Source organism: Kribbella sandramycini (genome assembly GCF_013131805.1).
Lineage (GTDB): Bacteria > Actinomycetota > Actinomycetes > Propionibacteriales > Kribbellaceae > Kribbella > Kribbella sandramycini.
The window spans coordinates 15,026-30,566 of sequence record NZ_JABJRC010000002.1 but is presented as its reverse complement, the minus strand read 5'-3'; the positions used below and the strand labels follow the sequence as shown (position 1 = coordinate 30,566).

Here is a 15,541-nt window from a genome sequence, read left to right as displayed (position 1 = left end):
CCTCAGAACGCGGGTGAGATCGCCAGGGAGCGCTCTCTGACGGTCTCTCTCAGATGCCGGCTCGCTCCTCAGATGATGGGGGTTTCGGGGGCCGGGGCGGCGGCTTTGGCGTCGGCCTCCTGGTCTTCGAGTTCGTCGACGGTGATGCGGTTGGTCCAGCGGTTGTCGGGGTCGGGCTGGGGGATCGAGTCGAGCAGGAGTTTGGTGTACGGGTGGGACGGCTCGTGCATGACGGTGGAGACAGGGCCGCGCTCGACGATCTTGCCCTTGGTGATCACCATGACCTCGCCGCCGAGGTAGTAGACGGTCGAGAGGTCGTGGGTGATGAAGAGCGTGGTCATCCCGTGCTCGCGCTGGAAGTCGAGCAGGATGTCCAGGAAGTGCTTACGTACTTGGGCGTCCAGCATCGAGACCGGCTCGTCGGCGATGATGAACGACGGCCGGAGCATGTGCACCCGGGCCAGCATGATGCGCTGCCGCTGGCCGCCGGAGAGCTGGTGCGGGTAGCGGCCGAGGACATTCTCCGGCTCCAGGCGGACGGCGCGGAGCGACTCCTCGATCAGCTGCAGCCCCTTGCTGCGACTCGTCGTCAGGCCGAACTTCTTCACCGCCTTCCAGAGCACCCGATCGACCCGGTAGAACGGGTTGAAGATCGCGTACGGGTCCTGGAAGACGGGCTGTACGTCGCGCCGGTACTCGTCGTACTCGGAGCGGCTCAGCTTGAAGATGTCCTTACCGCCGTAGAGAACGCTCCCCGCGGTCGGTTTCTGCAGGCCGAGGACGTTGCGAGCGATCGTGCTCTTCCCGCTGCCGCTCTGCCCGACCAGGCTGACCACCTGCGGCGGCTCGGCGGCGAGCGTGAAGCTGACGTCGTCCACCGCGGTGATGTGGCCGGCGGCCACGCCCCGGGCGTGGAATCGTTGCTCCACACCCCGAAGTTCGAGCTCGGACTTCATGACGCCCTCCTGCCCATCTTCGGGATCGACTCGATCAGCTGCTGGGTGTAGGGATCCTGCGGATCCTTGAACACCTGCCGGACGTCGCCGACCTCGACCAGCCGGCCCTCGTACATGACCGCGACCCGGTCGACCAGTTGCGCATGAACGCCCATGTCGTGCGAGATCACCATCAGCGTGACGCCGAAATCGGTCCGCAGGTCGGCCAGCGACTGCAGGATCACCCGCTGGATCGTGACGTCGAGCGCGGTGGTCGGCTCGTCGGCGATCACCAGGTCGGGTTCGAGCGCGACGGCGATCGCCATCAGCACCCGCTGCTTCATCCCGCCGGACAGCTCGTGCGGGAACATCCGGGCCACCCGCGGCTCCAGGCCGACCTGGCCCAGCAGCCGCGGGATCAGCTCGCCCAGCGACGCCTTGCGGGCCGGCGCGTGCTCCAGGATCACGTCCTTGAACTGGTCCTCGACCCGCATCACCGGGTTCAGCGAGCTCATCGAGCCCTGCGGGAGATACGAGAGAGCGCTCCAGCGCAGCACCCGGAGCTCCTCGCCGTCGACCTTCAGCAGGTCGACCGGCGACCGCCCGGCCGGATGGAACAGCACCGAGCCGGCCGTCACCTGGCCCGGCGGTTTGAGCAGCCGCAGCAGCGCGACCGCGAGCGTGCTCTTCCCGCTGCCCGACTCCCCCGCGATCCCGAGGATCTCGCCCCGGCGGACGGCGAGATCGAGACCGCGGACGGCTTTCACGTCACCGCGGCTGGTCGAGTAGGTGACGTCCAGACCCTTGATCTCGAGAACGTGCGGAGAGCGCTCCCCCGCGTTCCCGGCTGGTTTCTCACTCACCGGCTACTCCCCTCAGCCGCGGGTTGTAGACCTCTTCCAACCCGATGTTCACCATGTTCAGCGCCGCGAACAACAAGGTCAGCAACACGATCGGGACGACGAACATCGGCCAGGCGCCGAGGGTCAGCGCGCCGGTGTTGATCGCGTTGAAGATGATCTGCCCGAGGTCGATGACGCCGCCGGGCCCGAGCCCGATCACCTCCAGACCGACCAGCCCGAAGATCGCGCCCAGCGCGGACGAGGCGAAACCGACCCCGATGAACGGCAGCAGGTTCGGCAGCAGCTCGGTGGCGATGATCTCCAGGTCCCGGGCCTTGCTGACCCGCGCCAGATCGACGTACGGCCGCGACCGCAGGCTGAGCACCTGCGCCCGGATCGTCTTGGCCGCGAACGGCCAGGAGAAGATCGAAATCATCACGCCGACCTGGAACAGACTCACGTTCTTGGCGTACGCGGAGAGCGCGATCAGCAACGGGAACGTCGGGATCACCAGCAGGATGCCGGTGAACGTCGACAGCACCCCGTCGATCCATCCGCCCTTGTAACCGGCCACGAACGCGACGATCACGCCGACCACGGTCGAGATCAGCCCGGCGATCGCGCCGATCTGCAGCGACACCGAGAGAGCGCTCACCACCATCGCGAGCACGTCCCGGCCGAACTGGTCGGTGCCGAGCAAGTGATCCGGCCCCGGCACCAGCCAGCGCTCGTACGCCGCCAACTCGAGCGGATCGGTCGATCCGCCGATCCCCTTCACGATCAGCGGACTGAAGATCGCGACCAGCACCATCACCAGCAGGATCGCCAAACCGATCGCCAGCTTCGGGCTGTTCCGGATCGTCCGCAGGACAGCTGTCAGGATGCGCATCGGCGTCACTTCCAATACTTGACCCGAGGGTCAAGCAACGGCAGCAGGAGATCGAGCAGGAGCACGGCGGTCAGCACCGAGAAGATCGCGATATCGGTGACGCCCATGATCGTGTTGAAATCGAGCTGCTGGATCGCGGTCACCAGCGTGGTGCCCAGACCGGGATAGTTGAACAGCTGCTCGACCAGCACGTTGCCGTTGAAGATGAAACCCAGCGAGATCCCGAACGCGGTGATCTGCGGCAGGTAGCAGTTGCGCAGCGCATATCGGGTCAGGATCCGCCACGGCTTCAGACCCTTCGCCTCGGCGTACACCAGGTAGTCCTCGCCGAGCACCGGCACCATCAGCATCCGGGTGGACAGGATCCAGCTGAACGTCCCGATCACCACGATCGACAACCCCGGCAGCAAACCGTACTTCAGCAAACTGGCGATGAAGTCCAGGCTGAACCCCGGATTGATATTCGAGTCGTACGCCGAGCGCGCGGGCAACCAGCCGAGCGTGTACGCGAACACGTACACCAGGATCAGCGCGACGAAGAAGAACGGCACGTGGGAGAGCGCGATCGACAGGTTCGTCATGATCCGCGAGCCGAGCTTCCCGCGCCGCCAGCCCGCGATCGCGCCGAACACGACGCCGAGGATCCAGGCCAGCACCGCGGAGATCCCGAGCAGACCGATTGTCCACGGCAACGATCGGAGGATGACGTCCTGGGCCGGCGTCGGATAGCTGATCAGCGACGGCCCGAGATCGCCGTGCAGGATCAGTTTCTTCATGTAGACCAGGTACTGGGAGAAGATGTTGCCGTCCAGGCCGAACTCGGCGCGGTAGCGGGCGATGATCTCCGCCGACGCCTGCTGGTTGTAGATGTAGTTCTGCTGCAGGCTCTGGATCAGCGTCTGGATCGGGTCACCCGGCATCAGCCGGAAGAAGAAGAACGCGATCGTGAGCGCTCCCCACAGCTCCACCAGATAGAGCCCGAACCGGCGGACGGCGTACGCCGCGAGCGGATGCCGCGACATCCAGGCCCGCACCCCCGATGGGGGTGCCGGCTCCGGAACCTTGTCGACGACCTCCGCCGGCGGGGCCTCCGCCGTCACGCCGGGCCCTTCTGCCCGGTGGGCTTGATCTTGCCGAGCACGAAGATGAAGTGCTGCCACCAGTTCAGCGGCACCTCGTACAGGTCGTCGTCGGTCGGCCAGCCGGTCCAGAAGACCGTGTTGAAGTACGACGGGTAACCGGTCTGGATCACCGACAGCAGCGGCAGGTTCTGGAAGTAGATCTCCAACGCCTTGTCCAGCAGCGGCTTGGCCTCGGGGGCGGTCGGGTCCATCGCCGCCAGCTGCTTGGACAACTGGTCGAACTCCGGATTGCGGAAGCGCATCTTGTTCTTGCCGGCGGCGTTCTTCCCGATCGGCTGCGCCTTGTCGCTCTCCCAGTCGGAGTACATCTGCGCGGGGTCCATCGCGAAACCGGCCCAGCTGGAGTCGATGTCGTACTCACCGCGCTCGAACTTCTCGCCGTGCACGCTGCCGGACAGGCTGCGCAGCGTGGCCGGGACGCCGACCTTGGCCAGGTCGGTCTTGAGCACGTTGGCGATCGCGTACTCACCCCCGTCGACCGGCGACGGCGTGATGATCTCGAGGTTGACCTCCTTGCCCTTGTACATCCGCTTGCCGGCGGAGTTCTTCGGGCAGATCTCGTCCAGGATCTCGGTCGCCTTGGCCGGGTTGAACTCGAACTTGTACTTGTCCGCGAGCGCGTCGTTCTTCCACTTCTCGTTGGTCGGGTAGTCCGCCCAGGGATAGATCGCGGGCGGCACCTCGACCGGCCAGATCGACTTGCCGATCTTCTCCCGGTCCAGACAGTAGTTGATCGCCCAGCGCATCTTCGGCTCCGAGATCACGCCCCGGGCCGGGTCGCAGTTCATCCACAGCACCCGGGGGTTCGGGTCGTGGAACTGCGTGGTCTGCAGGTTCGGGTAGCCGGTGTTGCGCAGCTGCTTGGCGTGCTGCTCGTCGATCGAGCCGACGTCGAACTCGGCCCGCTCGAACGCGAGCGCCGCCTGGTCGGCCTGTTTCGAGGTGCTCTGGAAGACGACGTACTGCGGACCGACCTCGAGCTTGTCCTTGTTCCAGTAGTCCGGGTTCTTCTCCCAGACGAACATCTTCTGGTTCCGGATCGCCTGCTTCAGCTTGTACGGGCCGCTGCGCACCGGCGGGTTGTTCTTGAACTTCGTCGGGTCCTGCCCCTTCCAGACGTGCTCGGGCAGGATGTCGAAACCGCCGGCGATGGCGGCGATGAAGTTGTAGTGGAACCGCGGCGTCGCCTTGGTCAGCTTGATCACGGCCTGCTGCGGATTCGGGACGACGATCTCCTTGACGAACTCCTTCAGCTCACCGCCGCCGCCGAACAGGTCGGCGCGGTCGCGAAGGAGCATCACGGTGAACTTGAAGTCGTTCGCCGTCAGCGGTTTGCCGTCGCTCCACTTCGCCTTCGGGTCGAAGTCGATGGTCAGCTCGGTCTTGGCGTCGTTGTACTTGTACGCCGTGGCCAGCCACGGCTTGAGCTCGCCGGTCGCGAAGCTGAGGTAGAACATCGCCTCGCGGCAGATCTCGAACCCGGCGCCGGACGGCGAGCCGTTCGGGATCATCGTGTTGAAGCTGTCGAACACCGTGTACTCGACCTGGCCGATGATCACCGACTGGTCGCGCGGGACCGGGATGTTGGCCTTGCCGATCTGGACCGACTTGGTCGCGACGGGTTTGTCGTTGGCGGGTTTGTCGGAGTACGAGCCGCCACCGGAACAGGCGGCCAGCAGGCCGGTCAGAGCGGCCGCGGCACCTCCCCCGACCAGGCTGCGGCGGCTGAGTTGGTAGCGCACTACCTCGGCTACGTCTTCGAACTGCGGGCGCGGTGCTTCGTTCATGACGAAAGTCACCTCCGTTTCCGTTGCGTTGACCACGGCATCACCGACCGAGAGGTGCCACGGACTATAAGTAGCGATGACAACGTTGGCAAGAGTTCATTGCCACGTTGCAAACTTGACGCCAAACCCGCAGATCAGTGGATATACCAACCTCTGACAACGATGTTTCGCTCTGCGTGACCACCGCGCCCATTGGTCCAGTCGGCAGCACCCCGCCACCACCCCGGATCGTGACGGTATACAAACCGTCGTCCGAGCCGCCCGACCGATTCCGGCCACCCGAAACGTTTCCGGCACACCCGTGCCGAACTCCTGCCCGCGGGGTGGTCGGCTTGTTACTGCGCGGCGGGGTGGTCGTAGGTGGCGTCTTGGAGGAGTTCGGAGGTGCGGTCGGGCTCGTTGAGGACGGCGCGGATCAGGTGGCGGCGGTCCCAGTGGCCGGCGGACCAGGCGAGGGCCTTGGCGAGGCCGTCGAAGGTGGCGGCGTGGGGGGCGCCCTCGGCGTCGACCCACCAGGAGACGTCGACGCCGTCGACGGTCAGCTCCTCGTGTTCCCACCAGAGCGGCGGTACCTCGGGGACGAGCTCGCGAACCAGTTCGGGGACGTCGGCCGCCGTCCCCTCGCCGTCGATCTTGCCCTCGGCAACTTCATGGGCGAGCGGTACGTCGAACAGGTCGCCGAGTCCGTCGGCCGCCGCGCCGGAGGCGACGACGAAACCGCCCAGATCCGTGCGCTGCAACCACATCGGGCCGTCGACGACGACCGCTGTGGCCGGGTCGACCACTTCGGTCCAGCCGTCCGCGCTCAGCACGCGGACCTGGTCCGGCGCGTCGCCGGGGAAGAGCGGCAGCGTGCCGAGCTGTCGCCAGAAACGCAAGAGAGCGCTCTCGGTGATCTCGTGCTCCGGATCTGCCAGTCGATCCAGGACCAGGCTGATCCCGTCGGCGTCCAGGTCGCCGACCTCGCGGACCAGGCCGACCGCCGACCGCACCTCCGGGTCGAGCGCAGCGGTCCACTCCGGCGCCGGGTCGAGGAAGGCTGCGAGTACGGGCTCGGCGTCCGGATCGGCCCGTCCGGCGAGCGGTTCGCCGTCCGCGAGCAGAACGCGCTCTCTGATCCACCAGGCCGCGTACGACGGGACGCCGAGCGGCCTGTCGTCCGGGCCGATCACGCGTACCTGCGTCACCAGCGCCCGGCGCAGCTCGGGTTCGGCGCCGAGGATGCCGAGCACCTGCGGCCAGGCATCGTCCCGGACCCAGTCGAGATCCCGGATCGCGGCGAGCTCGCCGACGGTCGCGCCGTACCGGGAGCCGTCCGGCGCGACGTCGTACGCCCAGTCGTCGATCCCGTCGAGATCTTTGAGTGCCTCCGGCAACCGATCGAGCGCGACGTCGGCGGCGGTCACCACGCCGAGGGTCGCGAGGACGCCGGCCGCGGCCAGCGCGGGGACGCCGTAACGCTCAAGCAGGGCCGGGTCGATCGGCGCGACCTCGTCGGCGTCCAGCGCCTCCTCGGCGGCGGAGCCGGGGACGACGAGAGCGTTTGCCGGTGTGAGTTCGCCGTCCGCGTCCCGCAGTACGAGGTCGGACAGCCACCACAGGCCGTCGGCCTGGGCCGGGTCGGTGGCGATCAGGCTCAGGACGGCGTGGGCGATCGCCTCTGGATCGTCCGCGTCCATCGAGTGTTCGACGGCCGCGCGGACGGCGCTGTCTTCGAGCAAGGACCGCGGGGACGCCGGGATCGCGCCGAGCCGTTCGAGTGCCGGGTGGACCGCCGCCGGGTGGACGACGCGGACGCCGTACGCGCCGAACTCCTTCAGCACCTCGACCGGCAGCTCCGGTCCGGGCAGCAACAAGCCCCGGACGCCGCGGACCAGGCGACCGTCGGCGAGCGGAACCGGCAACGTGCCAAGGGATTCCCGCAACAAAGCATCGGTGACCATCTCGGTGAGAGAACCGTAGAGAGCGCTCCACCACTCCGGTTCTTCGTGCGCTGCCGCGGTGCCGAGCTGATCGACGACCTCCGCCAGCTCCAGCCGCCGGACGCCGAGCGCGTCCAGCGCCGGCCTGTCTGTCCGAGCCGCGCGAATCAGCCCGGGCACGATCGGCGCGAGCACCTGATTGAAGGTGTCGTCCGCACCCTCGACGATCACCGCATCGCGCGGCCGCAGCAACGTGCCGTCTTCAACGGACCGCACGATCGGCGTACCAGGCAGGAGAGCGAGGATTGCCTCGCGGATCAACTGATCGAGGGGGCCAGCGGCGAGACCGGTGGGCACCAGGCGGAGGACATCGTCGCCGTCCTCGGCCCGGGTGCGCAGCAGTTCGGCGTACGCCGTCGCCGCCTCGCGGACGAGCCGATCGGTCAACGGTCCCTTGGCGACGTGCCGCCGGGTCGGGTCGAGCGGCAGGCTGGCCAACAGGAGAACGGGCAGAGAGAGCGCTTCCTCGGTCGGCGTCGGCGCCTGGACGACGCCGGGGAGCGCGACCGCCGAGTCCCGCGGCAGCGCCCAGACGACCGAGAAGAACGGGCGAGAACGCTCTTCGACCGGTCGATCGGCGAGCAGTTCCTCGCGTTCGTGGGCGTCGAAAACGCCTCCGGTGCGATGGATCCACCAGCGCGAGCCCGCGTCCTCGAGGACGCGGCGGCCCGCGTCGGTCTCGATCTCGATCCGCGCCAGGCCCGGTAACGCGAGCAGCAGCGGATCACCGGCCTCGGACAGCAACCGCCGAACGAGCGAGACCGCCGCCTCGTCGCGCAGCGGCAGGATCACCGCCGTGTCGTACCCCTCCGGCGGCTCACCTTCCGCCGCGAACGGCAACCGCAGTACAGGCACGTTGCCGTCCCGCCGCCGCACCTCGGTCGCCAACTCCCCCGACCCAAGCCCCGCGATCGCATCCGCGGTATCCGCCTTCGAAAACCGAACCCCACCGGTCCGCGACAAAATCACCGGCTCGTCCGAAACCGCCAGCACCGCCGAGAACCCAACCCCGAACCGCCCCACCGCCCGGCCGGCCCCATCCGCCCCCGTCCCGGTCAGGTCTTCCCCACTCGGGTTCTCGGTGTGCTCGTCGCGTTTGGCGGAGGCTCGGAGGGTGGCGAGAGATTCGACGCCGTCGCGAGAGAGCGCTGTCCCGGTGTTCGCGACGACCAGGGTGTTGCCGCGGAGCTCGAAGAGCACGCGGCCGGGGGTGCCGGCGCGGACGGCGGCGTCGGCGGCGTTCTGCGCGAGCTCGACGACCAGCCGGTCGACGTAGCCGCCGAGCGCGAGGTCCTCCTCGGCGTTCGCATCCTCGCGGAAGCGGATTGGCGCGGCCGACCAGCCCGCCAGCACTCGTTCGCGAATCCCCGCCGTACCGAACACGTCGTCGCTCACGCGCTGCAGTATGCCGGGAGGGCCGCCGAAGCTGCCCGCCGGGGCGCGGAGATCTGCCCCGGCGAGCGCTCTCTCAGGTGCTCTTCGGACCGCGACGGGTCACTGGAACGAGCAGCCCGGGTTGGCAGCGTCCTCGGACAGCGGGGCGCCGTGCGGGTTCACGTACAGGACCTCGAGGACGATCGGCGTCTTGCCGAGGTTCTTCCCGATGTGCACCTGGTTGCTCGGTTCGACGAACGTGTCACCGGTGCGGTACTTGCCGTCCGACTTGCAGTTGCTGCCGAAGTGGTCGAGCTTTCCGGCCTTGACGAAGGCGTACAGCGTGCCGTCGTGGAAATGCCAGCCGGTCGTCCCGCCCGGCAGGATGGTGATCTCCCGCAGAACGTAGTCCGTGTCGCCGACGGTCCGCTGGTAGAGGATCTTGCCGGTGACGCCGTCCGGGGGCGTCGCCTCGGCCGTGGCCGGCAGTACGGCGAGCGACGCCGCCGCCAGACCACTGAGCGAGAACGCGGTGAGCGCTCCCCGAGTAACTCCGCGCATGAGTGGTTCCCTTCGAGAATCTGCTGAGTTGACGATGATGCAGACCGGACAGCTGTCTGCGTTGTGACATCGCTGTCCGGATGCCGAGAGCCATGCTGCCAGGTCACGGTTAAGGTGAGGCCGTGATCCCACCCGGCAGCCGGTACGTCGCCCTTGGCAGCTCGTTCGCCGCGGGCCCTGGAATCGACCCGATCGTGCACCGTCCAGCCGGCCGTTCGGCCCGGAACTACGCGCACCTGGTCGCCGCCGAGCTCGGGCTCGAGCTCACCGACGTCACGTACAGCGGCGCGACGACCGCTCACTTGCTCGACACCCCGCAGGACGGCGTCCCACCGCAGATCGATGCCGTCGGCCCCGATACCGCGCTCGTGACGATCACTGCCGGCGGCAACGATCTCGAGTACGTGGGCACCTTCGTCCGCGGCAGCATGCTGAACACCCTGGCCAAACCGGCGACGCTGTTCGGGCGCCGGGTCGCGAATCGGATCCGGGCCCGGGTCAGCTATCTGAAGGACGACGCCGCCTACCAGGCCGCGGCCGAGTCACTGATCGCCGTCGTCGAGAACGTCCGAGAGCGCTCTCCGGGCGCGCGGATCCTGCTCGTCGACTATCTCCCGCTGGTCGGCCCGAGCACCCGGCCGCGCCTCGACGTACCGCTCAACGAAGAGCAACTGCCAAGTATCGCGATCATGGCCGACGGCCTGGCCGCTGCCTTCGCGCAAGCCGCGGCCGCCACCGGAGCCGATCTGATCGCGGCGTCCGCGGCCGGCCGCGACCACGCGATCGGCTCCGCCGAGCCCTGGACGACGAGCTTCGGGCTGCGACCGCCCGGCGTCCTGGGCGGCGTCGTCCCCTATCACCCGAACGCCGCGGGTATGCGCGCTGTCGCCGACCTGATCGTCGCGCGTTTGCGGGCCTGAAACTGTCGGCGGGCGCTGTTACGTTCGCGGCATGGGAACAGTCGCGCTGCGAGACGTTCAGGACGCCGATCTCGATCTGCTCTTCGAGTACATGCGAGACCCCGAAGCCGTCCGGATGGCCGCCTTCGTCGGGCGCGATCCCAACGACCGCGCCGCCTTCGACGCCCACCGCGCCCGGATCAGCGCCGACCCCACCATCCTCGACCTCGCGATCACCCTCGACGGCGCCTTCGTCGGCACCATCGCCAGCTTCGTCATCGAAGGCGACACCGAGCTCTCCTACTGGATCGACCCCGCCCACTGGGGCCAAGGCATCGCCACCCAGGCCCTCACCTTGTTCCTCGACCGCCAGCCACACCGCCCCCTACACGCCCGCGCTGCCACCGACAACCAAGCCTCACTCCGAGTCCTCCAGAAGTCCGGCTTCCACATCACCGGCACCGACCGCGGCTTCGCCCAACCCCGCAACACCGAAATCGAAGAAACCATCCTCCAACTCGACCAGAAGAGTTAGTGGTGGGTTGGGGTTATGAGGTGGGTGCGGAGCCAGTGGGGGAGGTTTGGGGGGTAGGGGGTGGGGAGGCCCAGGACGAAGTGGGTGAAGCCGGCTCGGTGGTGGGTGGTGATGGCTTCGCGGGTGGGGGCGGGGTTGGTGTAGTCGACGGGGAGGAAGGTGGAGCGGGTGAGGGTGGCGGGGTCGCGGTCGAGGGTGGTGCAGTAGCGGGTCAGGAGGGTGTTGCGTTCGACGGCGTCGGCGAGGTTGCCGCCGGGCATGTTCCAGATGTCGGCGTGTTCGGCGGCGACGCGGAGGGTGGCCTTGGAGCGGCCGCCGATGAGGATCGGCGGGTGCGGGTGCTGGAGGGGTTTGGGGTTGCCGAAGGCGCCGGTGAGGGTGTGGTGTTTGCCGTGGAAGTCGAAGGGTTCGGTTTCGGTCCAGAGGCGGCGGATGATCGTGCACGCCTCGGCCAGGCTTTCGACCGCGGTGGCCGCGTCGCCGTACGGGAGGCCGTGGGCGTCGTACTCGTAGCGCGCCGCCGGGAGGCTCGGGCGCGAACCCGCGCCGATGCCGAAGTCGAGCCGGCCGCCGGAGATGACGTCGACGGTGCTGGCGATCTTCGCCAGCACAGCCGGTGGACGGAAGCGGTTGCTCGTCACCAGCACACCGATCCGCAGCCGCTGCGTGCGGGCGGCCAGCGCTGACAGCAAGGTCCAGCCCTCGTACGTCGGCCCGGCCGGATCGCCGAAGATCGGGAACAGGTGGTCGTACAGCCACGCATGCTCGATCTCCGGGACGGCGTCGGCCTCCTCCCACACCCGCAGGACATCGGCGTAGTCGACCTGCGAGGGCGCGGTCATGATTCCGAAACTGATCATCAGGTGCTCCGATCAGCGCCGGCGCAGAGCGGCGTCGAGGAGTGCGGGCGGGGTGTCGAACTTCTCCTCCGGCGCCAGATCGATGCCTGGCGCAACGATCTCGTCGATCGCGTCCAGGACGTCGCCGGTCAGCACCGTGTCCGCAGCGGCGAGCTGGGAGTGCAGGTGGTCGAGTGTCCGCGGCCCGATCAGCGCGCTGGTCACCCCCGGATGCGCGGTCACGAAGCCGAGCGCGAGCTGGATCATGGTCAGCCCGGCCTCATCCGCAAGCGCGGCCAGCTTCTCCACCGCCGCCAGCCGCGCCTGATTGGCCGGGCGACTCAGGTCGAACCGCTCCGGTAGCGCCTGCGCCCGGCTGGTCGCGATCTCCTGCCCTGCCCGCACCGCACCGGACAACCAACCGGAGGCCAACGGGCTCCAGGCCAGTACGCCGAGGCCGTACTCCTGAGCAACCGGCAACACATCCGCCTCGATACCGCGCTGCAGGATCGAGTAGCTCGGCTGTTCGGTCACGTACCGGCTCAGAGAGCGCTCTCGGGCGGTCCACTGCGCCTGCACGATCCGGTACGCCGGGAACGTCGACGACCCGAAGTACCGGATCTTCCCGGCGCGCTGCAGATCGGTGAGCGCAGAGAGCGTTTCCTCGTCGCTGGTCTCCGGATCCCAGCGATGCATCTGATAGAGGTCGACATGGTCGACGCCGAGCCGGCGCAGGCTGTTGTCCAGCTCGGTCACCAGCCAGCGCCGCGACGTGCCGCGATGGTTGCGCTCGGCCCCGATCGGCATCGCCGCCTTGGTCGCGAGCACAAGATCGTCGCGGCGCCCGGCGATCGCCCGGCCGACCAGCTCCTCCGAGCCGGGATACATGTCGGCGGTGTCGATCAGGTTGACGCCGCCCGCCAGCGCGGCGTCGACGATCGCGGTCGCCTCCTCCTGGCTGGTGTTACCGATGGCGCCGAAGTTCATCGCGCCGAGCGCGAGTGTGCTGACCTGGACGCCGGTCCGGCCCAAACTGCGATAGAGCATGACGAAGTACCTCCGCAACGGAGTGGAATGTGGCATGATGAGTAAGCGGAACGCTGTTCCGTTAACAATACGGAACGATGTTCCGCTTTGCAACCAGGAAGGACCGGCTGATGGCCGCACGGGCGCCGCGCGCCGACGCGCAGCGGAACAAGGAAGCGCTACTGGACGCCGCCGCGGCGATCTTCGTCAGTCAGGGCGTCGACGCGCCCGTCCGCGACATCGCCGCCAAGGCCGGGGTCGGCACCGGCACCATCTACCGCCACTTCCCCACTCGCGCCGAGCTGATCGTGGCCGTCTACCGGCACCAGGTCGACGCCTGCGCCGAGGCCGGCCCGGCCCTGCTGGCCGCCACCGACTCCCCGTACGCCGCCCTCACCCAGTGGATCGACCAGTTCGCCGACTTCCTGGTCACCAAACACGGCCTGGCCGGTCTACTCCAGCCCGAGGCCGCCGGAGGCGAGTGCATCCACCACTACTTTCTCGACCGCCTCCTACCCGTCTGCGGGACGCTCCTCGACGCCGCGGCAGCGGCCGGCGAGATCCGCCCCGGCCAAACTCCCTACGAGCTGATGCGTGCCGTCGGCAACCTTTGCGTCGGCGCCGAGAACGACCCCCAGTACGACGCCCGCCACATGGTCGCCGTCCTCCTCACCGGCCTGCGCGTCTGAGCTACCCCAGGGATCGGCGGAGGAACGCCAGCTCCTGATACAGGAGGTCGGCGATGGTCTCCTCGTCGGCGATGCGATGGCCTTCGCCGGGGAGCGTGATGAGGTCGTGCGGTTTACCGGCGGCGGTGAGAGCTGCGGACAGGCGAAGCGCATGGGTAGGCCAGACGTTCGTGTCGGCCAGCCCCTGGACGATGAGCATCGGCCGGGTCAGCTTTGTTGCGTAGGGCAACAGTGAGGATCGGCGGTAAGCGTCCGGGTTGGCCGCGGGATCGCCGAGAAAGCGCTCTTTCCAGTAGGAGTCGTACCCCCGCTGGTCGCTGACCGCGGCGCCGACGACGGCCGCGTGGAAGACGTCGGGGCGATGGATGACCGCGGCCGCGGCGAGGAACCCGCTGTAGCTCCAGCCGCGGAAGGCGACCCGATCGAGGTCGAGATCGCCGTATTTGGCCGCGATGTGCTCGAGCGCGGTGACCTGGTCGTCGAGCGCGTAGGTGACCGAATCGCCCTGGACGGCGCGCTCGTACGCCGGACCGCGGCCCGGCGTACCGAGGCCGTCGGTGCTGATCACGACGAACCCTTGCTCGGCGAACCAGCGCGAGATCGCGTAGTACGGCGCCGCATACGCGAGCACCAGCTGGAACCCCGGACCGGCATACGGGTTGAGCAGCACCGGGAGTTTCGCCGTCCCCGGCTGATGCCAGGACGGGTGGAAGACGGCGGCGCGGAGCTCGGTCGGGCCGACCGCGACGAGATCGACGTCGAGATCCAGGAGAGCGCGTTCTTCGTGCGTCTCGAGGCGGTGATCGCTGACCGTGATCCGGCGGTCGGTCATCGTGCGGGAGTCGCGGACGACGGTGCCGCCGGTCACCGATCCCGAGTGGACGCCGCGCTCGTCGGTGAGCCGGTGCAGCGTTCCGTCGTACAGGTAGAGATGTAACTCGGTCGGTTCGGACTGGGCGAGGAAAGCGACGCCGTCCGGCGCGACGGAGCGGATCTCGGCGACCTGCAAACCCGGCGGGGTGACGAACTCGGAGCCGATCAGCAACCGGTCGGTGTCACAGTCGACGTCTCGCTCGATCCACACGAGGAGACCGTCCGGAGTACGTTTCGGCGTGCCGGGCCGGAGGTCGACCCAGTGCTCGTCGGTCACTTCACGAACCAGCGTGGTCGCGCCGGTCGTCGGGTCGGCCTCGATGATCAACAGTCGGCGCTGATCGCGACTCTGGACGGCGAACAGCGGCGCGGACGTCGACCAGCTGGCTTGCACCAGGTACTCGAACTCGGCCCGATCCCACTCGACCTCCCGCCGCCGGCCGTCGAGATCGATCAAGCTGAGCCGGACGTCGGCGTTCGCCGTACCGGCCGCCGGATAGCGAATCCCCTGCGCCGGCCCGGACGACGGCCCGGACGACGGCTCGGTCGACGGCCCGGACGACGGCTCGGTCGACGGCTCGGTCGACGGCTCGGGCGCCGGCTCGGTCGGCGGTGTCGGAGCTGGCAGGTATCGCAGCTCGACCTGACTCTCGTCGACCCGCGCGACCAGCAGCTGAGAACCGTCCGGAGACCACCAGAAACCGCTCTCTCGGCCCATCGACATCCGGGCCGCGAACTCGGGCATCCCCCAGCTGACGGCCTCCCCGTCAGGTTCGGCGAGCCGACGGCGATCAAGGCCGTCGGCTCCGATGATCTCCAGCGCACCGTCGCGGGTGAAGGCGATCCAGCGGCCGGTCGGATCGATCCGGGCGGCGCCGACGACGCCGAGCTGCAGATCGTTGCGGAACCCGGTCTCCAGCTCGATGACCGAGACGCCGTCCGCAACCTGCAGGCAGACCCGCGAGCCGCCGACCGTGTGCGGCCCGGCACAACCGATCCGCCGCTCGGCGCCGGAGGCAACGTCGAACACCCACAGCCCGTCGTCGCGCAGGAACGTGACGAATCGGCCGGTCGCCCGGATCGCCAGGTTCGACACCGCGCCGGCGCTGAACCGCCGGGTGCGCGCGTACTGGCGAGGCAGATCTTCCGTCATCACAACTCCAGCGGC

At 68.3% G+C, this 15,541-nt stretch carries 13 protein-coding genes; 3 read left to right on the top strand and 10 right to left on the bottom strand.

The window, feature by feature from the left end; genetic code table 11:
• Positions 1 to 68: 68 nt before the first annotated feature.
• From HPO96_RS07905 to HPO96_RS07875, 7 genes are all read right to left on the bottom strand, one after another.
• Positions 69 to 956: an ABC transporter ATP-binding protein gene (locus HPO96_RS07905; RefSeq protein WP_171672507.1), complete on the bottom strand. Its 888-nt coding sequence runs from the start codon at positions 954 to 956 to the stop codon at positions 69 to 71.
• Positions 953 to 1,798 carry an ATP-binding cassette domain-containing protein gene (locus HPO96_RS07900; RefSeq protein ID WP_171672506.1) on the bottom strand — a complete coding sequence of 282 codons (846 nt, stop codon included), beginning with the start codon at positions 1,796 to 1,798 and terminating at the stop codon, positions 953 to 955. Before HPO96_RS07900 ends, HPO96_RS07905 begins: the two co-directional genes overlap by 4 nt.
• Positions 1,791 to 2,666: an ABC transporter permease gene (locus HPO96_RS07895; RefSeq protein ID WP_171672504.1), complete on the bottom strand. Its 876-nt coding sequence runs from the start codon at positions 2,664 to 2,666 to the stop codon at positions 1,791 to 1,793. Before HPO96_RS07895 ends, HPO96_RS07900 begins: the two co-directional genes overlap by 8 nt.
• Before the next feature lie 5 nt (positions 2,667 to 2,671).
• Positions 2,672 to 3,766, bottom strand: coding sequence for an ABC transporter permease subunit (locus HPO96_RS07890; RefSeq protein ID WP_171672503.1), 1,095 nt, complete (start codon positions 3,764 to 3,766; stop codon positions 2,672 to 2,674).
• Positions 3,763 to 5,595: an ABC transporter substrate-binding protein gene (locus tag HPO96_RS07885; RefSeq protein ID WP_171672501.1), complete on the bottom strand. Its 1,833-nt coding sequence runs from the start codon at positions 5,593 to 5,595 to the stop codon at positions 3,763 to 3,765. Before HPO96_RS07885 ends, HPO96_RS07890 begins: the two co-directional genes overlap by 4 nt.
• A gap of 335 nt (positions 5,596 to 5,930) precedes the next feature.
• Complete coding sequence (locus tag HPO96_RS07880; protein ID WP_337796549.1) at positions 5,931 to 8,972, bottom strand: sacsin N-terminal ATP-binding-like domain-containing protein; 3,042 nt, start codon at positions 8,970 to 8,972, stop codon at positions 5,931 to 5,933.
• 99 nt (positions 8,973 to 9,071) lie between these two features.
• Complete coding sequence (locus HPO96_RS07875) at positions 9,072 to 9,512, bottom strand: cupin domain-containing protein (protein WP_171672500.1); 441 nt, start codon at positions 9,510 to 9,512, stop codon at positions 9,072 to 9,074.
• A gap of 122 nt (positions 9,513 to 9,634) precedes the next feature.
• On the opposite strand from HPO96_RS07875, the gene HPO96_RS07870 reads away from it, so the two are divergent.
• Both HPO96_RS07870 and HPO96_RS07865 read left to right on the top strand, forming a co-directional pair.
• The gene (locus HPO96_RS07870) at positions 9,635 to 10,432 is read left to right on the top strand and encodes a GDSL-type esterase/lipase family protein (RefSeq protein WP_202885753.1); all 798 of its coding nucleotides are present in this window, start codon (positions 9,635 to 9,637) and stop codon (positions 10,430 to 10,432) included.
• A 31-nt stretch (positions 10,433 to 10,463) separates the two neighbouring features.
• Positions 10,464 to 10,946, top strand: coding sequence for a GNAT family N-acetyltransferase (locus HPO96_RS07865; RefSeq protein WP_171672498.1), 483 nt, complete (start codon positions 10,464 to 10,466; stop codon positions 10,944 to 10,946).
• On the opposite strand, the gene HPO96_RS07860 is transcribed toward HPO96_RS07865, so the two are convergent.
• A complete protein-coding gene (locus HPO96_RS07860; protein ID WP_171672496.1) occupies positions 10,943 to 11,806 on the bottom strand; it encodes an LLM class flavin-dependent oxidoreductase in 864 nt (287 codons plus the stop codon). The two genes, HPO96_RS07865 and HPO96_RS07860, sit on opposite strands and share 4 nt — an antisense overlap.
• 12 nt (positions 11,807 to 11,818) lie before the next feature.
• A complete protein-coding gene (locus HPO96_RS07855; RefSeq protein ID WP_171672495.1) occupies positions 11,819 to 12,832 on the bottom strand; it encodes an aldo/keto reductase in 1,014 nt (337 codons plus the stop codon).
• Between the two features lie 110 nt (positions 12,833 to 12,942).
• Between HPO96_RS07855 and HPO96_RS07850 the strand changes: the two genes are divergently transcribed.
• Positions 12,943 to 13,500 (top strand): TetR/AcrR family transcriptional regulator, encoded by a 558-nt coding sequence (locus HPO96_RS07850; RefSeq protein WP_171672493.1) that lies wholly within the window; start codon positions 12,943 to 12,945, stop codon positions 13,498 to 13,500.
• A 1-nt stretch (position 13,501) separates the two neighbouring features.
• Here the strand turns inward: HPO96_RS07850 and HPO96_RS07845 are convergent, their stop codons facing one another.
• A complete protein-coding gene (locus HPO96_RS07845; RefSeq protein WP_171672491.1) occupies positions 13,502 to 15,526 on the bottom strand; it encodes a S9 family peptidase in 2,025 nt (674 codons plus the stop codon).
• Positions 15,527 to 15,541 lie beyond the last annotated feature (15 nt).